The sequence below is a fragment of the Pseudoalteromonas sp. SWXJZ94C genome (assembly GCF_015864385.1).
In the GTDB taxonomy this organism is placed as follows: domain Bacteria; phylum Pseudomonadota; class Gammaproteobacteria; order Enterobacterales; family Alteromonadaceae; genus Pseudoalteromonas.
The window spans coordinates 1-4,972 of sequence record NZ_JADYXF010000093.1; the positions used below are offsets into that span (position 1 = coordinate 1).

General features: G+C 36.8%; 3 protein-coding genes and 1 pseudogene. 3 read left to right on the forward strand and 1 reads right to left on the reverse strand.

Annotated features, from left to right (window positions below; translation table 11 throughout):
* Positions 1-500 precede the first annotated feature (500 nt).
* Positions 501-2,726, forward strand: a complete 2,226-nt coding sequence (locus I6F65_RS20860; protein WP_197114735.1) for a TonB-dependent receptor — start codon at positions 501-503, stop codon at positions 2,724-2,726.
* A gap of 47 nt (positions 2,727-2,773) precedes the next feature.
* Here I6F65_RS20860 and I6F65_RS20865 read toward each other — a convergent pair whose 3' ends face one another.
* Entirely contained in the window at positions 2,774-3,139 is a 366-nt protein-coding gene (locus I6F65_RS20865; RefSeq protein ID WP_024612281.1) for a hypothetical protein, read from the reverse strand.
* Positions 3,140-3,190: 51 nt separating this feature from the next.
* On the opposite strand from I6F65_RS20865, the gene I6F65_RS20870 reads away from it, so the two are divergent.
* Both I6F65_RS20870 and I6F65_RS20875 read left to right on the forward strand, forming a co-directional pair.
* Complete coding sequence (locus I6F65_RS20870; protein ID WP_197114738.1) at positions 3,191-3,733, forward strand: GNAT family N-acetyltransferase; 543 nt, start codon at positions 3,191-3,193, stop codon at positions 3,731-3,733.
* Between the two features lie 91 nt (positions 3,734-3,824).
* A pseudogene (locus I6F65_RS20875) lies at positions 3,825-4,838 on the forward strand (gamma-glutamyltransferase family protein); the annotation flags it as partial.
* Between the last annotated feature and the right edge of the window lie 134 nt (positions 4,839-4,972).

The window sequence follows — 4,972 nt, forward strand, 5'->3', positions numbered from 1 at the left end:
ACGCCTGCAAAATTGATGCAGGATCACTTGGCGGCTAAAGCCGCCTAAACGTTATGCACTTCAGATGTGAATCCGCGTAATTAAAGTCTGAATATATTTTCAATTTAACCCTTAATAAAAATTATTTATGAACCGTTATTTTTAAAACTAAAACTACTGGTGTGGATTGGTTCAAAAAATAAAGTATGTAAATTTAGAATGTTTTACTAAATGAAATAAATTCTAACTCAAAGCACACAATGATAGCGTCGCAGCAATAAGTTTCATTATTATTGGTTATGAAGTTGTTGTTTAAGTTGATCGTTTATGAAATAAAAATTGTAACTAAAATAGAGTGAGTGAATTTTTATTTTAATTTTTTTTATACATTCATTCACAAATTTGTAATATAATGACCTTCCAGAGGAAAGATGCTTTTTAGCGTCTTTTTTTATGCTTAAAATTTATATTATCTAAATATAAACGCATAACAAATCATACGATATCCTTTGGAGAATACTTTGAAACTACGCAACCTCTCACCGTTAAGCCTAGCAATTCTTGCTGCACTAACTACATCAGTAAATGCTGAGGAAATTAAAACAACAGCAAAGCAAGATGCGTTTGAGAAAATAGAAGTAACAGCCCGTAAACGCACCGAGAGTCTGTTTGAATCTCCAACTGCTATCACATCAATTGGTGCAAACCTTATTGATAAAGCCAATATGAGTAATTTAGAAGATATTGGTAAGTATGTTCCTAATTTAAATATTACACGCTATGGCGTTGGTAACTCGGCTCATGCCTCGGTATTTATTCGAGGCATTGGTCTGCAAGATCATATAATTACAACAGATCCTGGCGTAGGTGTTTATTTAGATGGTGTTTATCTGGGTCGCCAAATGGGTTCTAACTTATCTTTACCAAATGTTGAACGTGTAGAGATTCTTCGTGGTCCTCAGGGAACTTTGTACGGGCGTAACACTTTAGGTGGTGCAGTAAATGTAATTACAAAGCAGCCAGGTGATGAGGGCATTATTACCACTACAGCAAAGGTTGGCAGCCGTGGCCGTATTGCTGGCGATGTATATTTTAACAATGCACTAAACGATGACATAAGTATGTCAGCAAGTGCATCATATAAAACTCGAGATGGTGTAGGTGAAGCTGTCAATTTAGCAAATCCAGAGAAAGAAATTGGCGAAGAAGAAGAGTTTAGCGGTCGTGTTGCAATTAAGTGGCAGGCAAGCAGTGATTTAGCTCTTACTTTCTCTTTGGATGGTGTTGATAATGAGTCAGGTCAATCTCCATATACTATTGAGCTAACTGAGCCATTAGATGCAAATGACGTGTTTAATGGAGATTTCCCATTATTAACACAAGATTTAATTCCATCTGATCCTGATGATTTAGGCACAACTGTTGCTGGCATTGAATCTACATCATACTCAGGTTGGGGAACATCGTTTACAGCTGAGTGGGCGATTAACGATACTTACGCTGCAAAGTTTATTTCAAGCTACCGTACTTCTGAATACGAAGGTGGACTTGATGATGATGCATCGCCACTTAATTTATCAGAGTTTCCTGAAGAGGGTGGTGCTGACCAGTATTCTTTTGAAATACAGTTAAATGCTACGTTTGAGAATATGGACTTTGTGTCTGGTCTTTATTTCTTTAATGAAGATGGATTTACGCGTTCAGGACCATTTGTATTTAGCCCGTTTAATACACCAAATAGTTTATTAAATGATGGAGTAACCCCATCATTTGGTGGATATGGGAATTTTGAAATTAATCAAGAGACTAACTCATACGCCGCATATATTAATGCAAGTTACGATTTAACTGATGATTTAACACTTGGCGGTGGATTACGTTACTCTCAAGACGAAAAAAATGCTGATGCTATTTTTCCATCATTCCCTGCGCGTAAGTATGTAAGCGCCGATTTTGATGCAGTTACTTGGGATATAAACGCTTCGTATCAACTCAGTAATGATATGAATGTGTATGGTCAAATTCAAAAAGGTTATCAAACAGGTGGCTTTCCACCGCGTCCATTTGGTGGTCCCGACCAATTTACTTCATTTGATGAAACTAAAGCAATTAACTATGAAGTTGGTTTAAAAGGTCAAGTACACGAAAATGTATCTATGATGCTTGCCGTATTTGTTACTGATTACACTGATTTAGCATTACCTTTTTCAGATCCAACATCCGGTGGTGGTTTTGTTACTATTGTTGAAAATGCAGGTCAATCTAAAGCACAGGGCATTGAGCTTGAAACAACTGTTGCAATAACAGACGACTTTACAATTCGAAGCGCAGTGGGTTACCTAGATTCTGAAATTACAGACGTAGCAGACGGTGTACAAGGTATTGGTAAAGGTGATTCACCAGCATTAACACCTCGTTGGACTGTAATGATTGCACCTTCTTACTTTATGGATTTAAGCAATGGTGGCACTTTGGCACTAAACGCTAATTACTCATACCGTAGTGATATGCAAGGGCAGTCAGTTTATAACGAGAGTGAAACAATAGATTCACGCGAGCTTGTTGGTTTTAATATTTCTTATACTAACCCGTACGGCGATATGGAAGTAACGCTTTATGGTGAAAACGTATTTAATGAAATATACGACGTAGGACGTTTACAGCAATCAGGTTTTGTAGGGGTAATGCGTAGTAACGATCGTAGTGAATTTGGTTTAAAATTCAAAAAAGACTTTGAACTTAACTAAAACAAAAAAGGGTAAGCCATGGCTTACCCTTTTTATTAGAAGTTAAATTAACCTTCTTTTTCATCTTGACGAGCTTGCTCTATTTCATCAGCAATTTCTTGTGCTTTTTGTTTTGTTTTTTCAGTCAATTCGCCAGCTGCTTCTTTGCTTTTAATCCATGCATCAACAGCAATTTCTTTACCGTCATCGTACATGTCTAAGCCCATAGCTTTACTTTGGTCTAATAACTGGTTTAGTGATTCATCAGTTTTAAGCTCGTGTGTCGTCTCTTTTACGTCTTCCCATGCATCACCAAGCTTTTCTTGCATTTGAGCGCTTTTGTCTTTTGCATCTTCTTTTACTTCACTCGCATCTTCACAACCAGTTAATGTAATTAAAGTGCCTAATAAAGCTAAACCTGCTAATTTATTCATGTGTTATCCCCTTTAGAGACTAATAATTAATTCGAGACGGACTATACAAGAATGAAAATGAACACACCTGTAACAACAAGATTAAATTTTAAATTAATGAATGAACACGATTGGCCTCAATTGTTTGAGCTCGATCAAGACCCTGCTGTAATGCAGTATTTAACGCGTGGTGTGCCAAATACATTAGCTCAAATAAAAAATGAAGGTATTCCTCGCATGCTTGCTTATCGAAATGAAGATAAAGGGTGGGGGCTTTGGCAAATTACGACAAAAATAAATAATACATTTATTGGTTGGATATTAATAAGACCTATGGTTTTTTTTAGTGAAACACCTCGCTTTAATAATATTGAAATAGGGTGGCGTTTTAAACAAGCAAGCTGGGGTCATGGCTACGCTACAGAGGCTGCATTAGCATTGTGCGACGAGCTTGTTAAAAACAATGAAGTTAAAGCAATAAGTGCCACTGCTATTATAAATAATACGGCTTCTATAAAAATAATGGAAAAACTAGGTCTACAATTTATAAAAAACTATACACATAAAGACGAGCAAGGGAGTTTACCGGCGGTGCTTTATTCAAAAAATGTTTAATGATGATTAAATTGACAGTATAAATATTGACCTGCACATAAGTGGCGTGCATTAATATGAGTAACTAAAAATAATAAGTTAAGGATATTCAATGGGATTGTTTTTCTCGCGACGAAAATTAATTGTCAAAAGTATATTTATTTTACAGCTCACCGTATTTAGCGCGGTGGCACAGCCTTTACCTCAAAGTGCAGTTGCTATGCCAGATTCGTTTAGTGCTGATGCGGCTAAAAGTATATTAGAGCAAGGAGGCAATGCAATTGATGCGGCTATTACTGCGCAGTTTGTACTTGCTGTAACGTTACCCGAAGCCGGCAATATTGGCGGTGGTGGTTTTATGCTTATTCAAAAAGATGGTGAAGGTGATTTTATAGATTATCGAGAAACAGCACCATCAGCAGCTCACCGTGATATGTACTTAGATGAGCAAGGTAACGTTATTCCTGATAAATCAATATATGGTATTCATGCCAGTGGAGTACCAGGCAGTGTTGCGGGTATGTGGCTTGCTCATAAAAAGCATGGCACGCTTGAGTGGACAACGTTAGTACAACCTGCAGTTACTTTAGCTGAAAAAGGCTTTGTGGTTCCGCCAAAACTAGCAAAAGGCGTTAGCGAGTATATAGCTTATTTAAAAGAGCAAAAAATAAACGTAAACTTTGCAAACTATTTTGCAGATGTAAAAGCAAATACCACGTTTAAACAACCAGAGCTCGCAGCCACACTAAAGCGTATTCGCGATAACGGTCAAGATGGTTTTTATAAAGGCGAAACCGCAAATATTATTGCTAAATTTATGCATCAGCACGGTGGCATAATTAACCAAGATGATTTAAAAAATTATACCGCTAAATCACGTACACCTATTAAAGCAAACTGGAATGGTTACGAAGTCCTTACATCGCCGCCGCCTAGTTCAGGCGGTATTGCTATTTTACAATGGCTTAAAATGTATGAGTTACAAAAACCTAAAGTGGGCTTAGCGCATAACTCTACACAATATGTGCATTTATTGTCTGAAATAGGTAAACGTGTATTTGCAGATAGAGCAGAGTATTTAGGCGATCCTGACTTTTTTGATGTACCGGTAAAAGCGCTAACTAATATTAACTCATAGGTTGGATCTTAAGGAATAAAACTTGAAAACATGCTCTGAATTTGATCTGATAGTAATCGCCAAACCACTATCTATCCCAAAAGCAGAGCATGAATAAATATAATACTGAGTTAAACAAAATA

Coding starts and splice junctions, on each gene's coding strand:
- I6F65_RS20865 (WP_024612281.1), bottom strand. CDS start 3,139: ATGAATAAATTAGCAGGTTTAGCTTTATTAGGCACTTTAATTACATTA.
- I6F65_RS20870 (WP_197114738.1), top strand. CDS start 3,191: ATGAAAATGAACACACCTGTAACAACAAGATTAAATTTTAAATTAATG.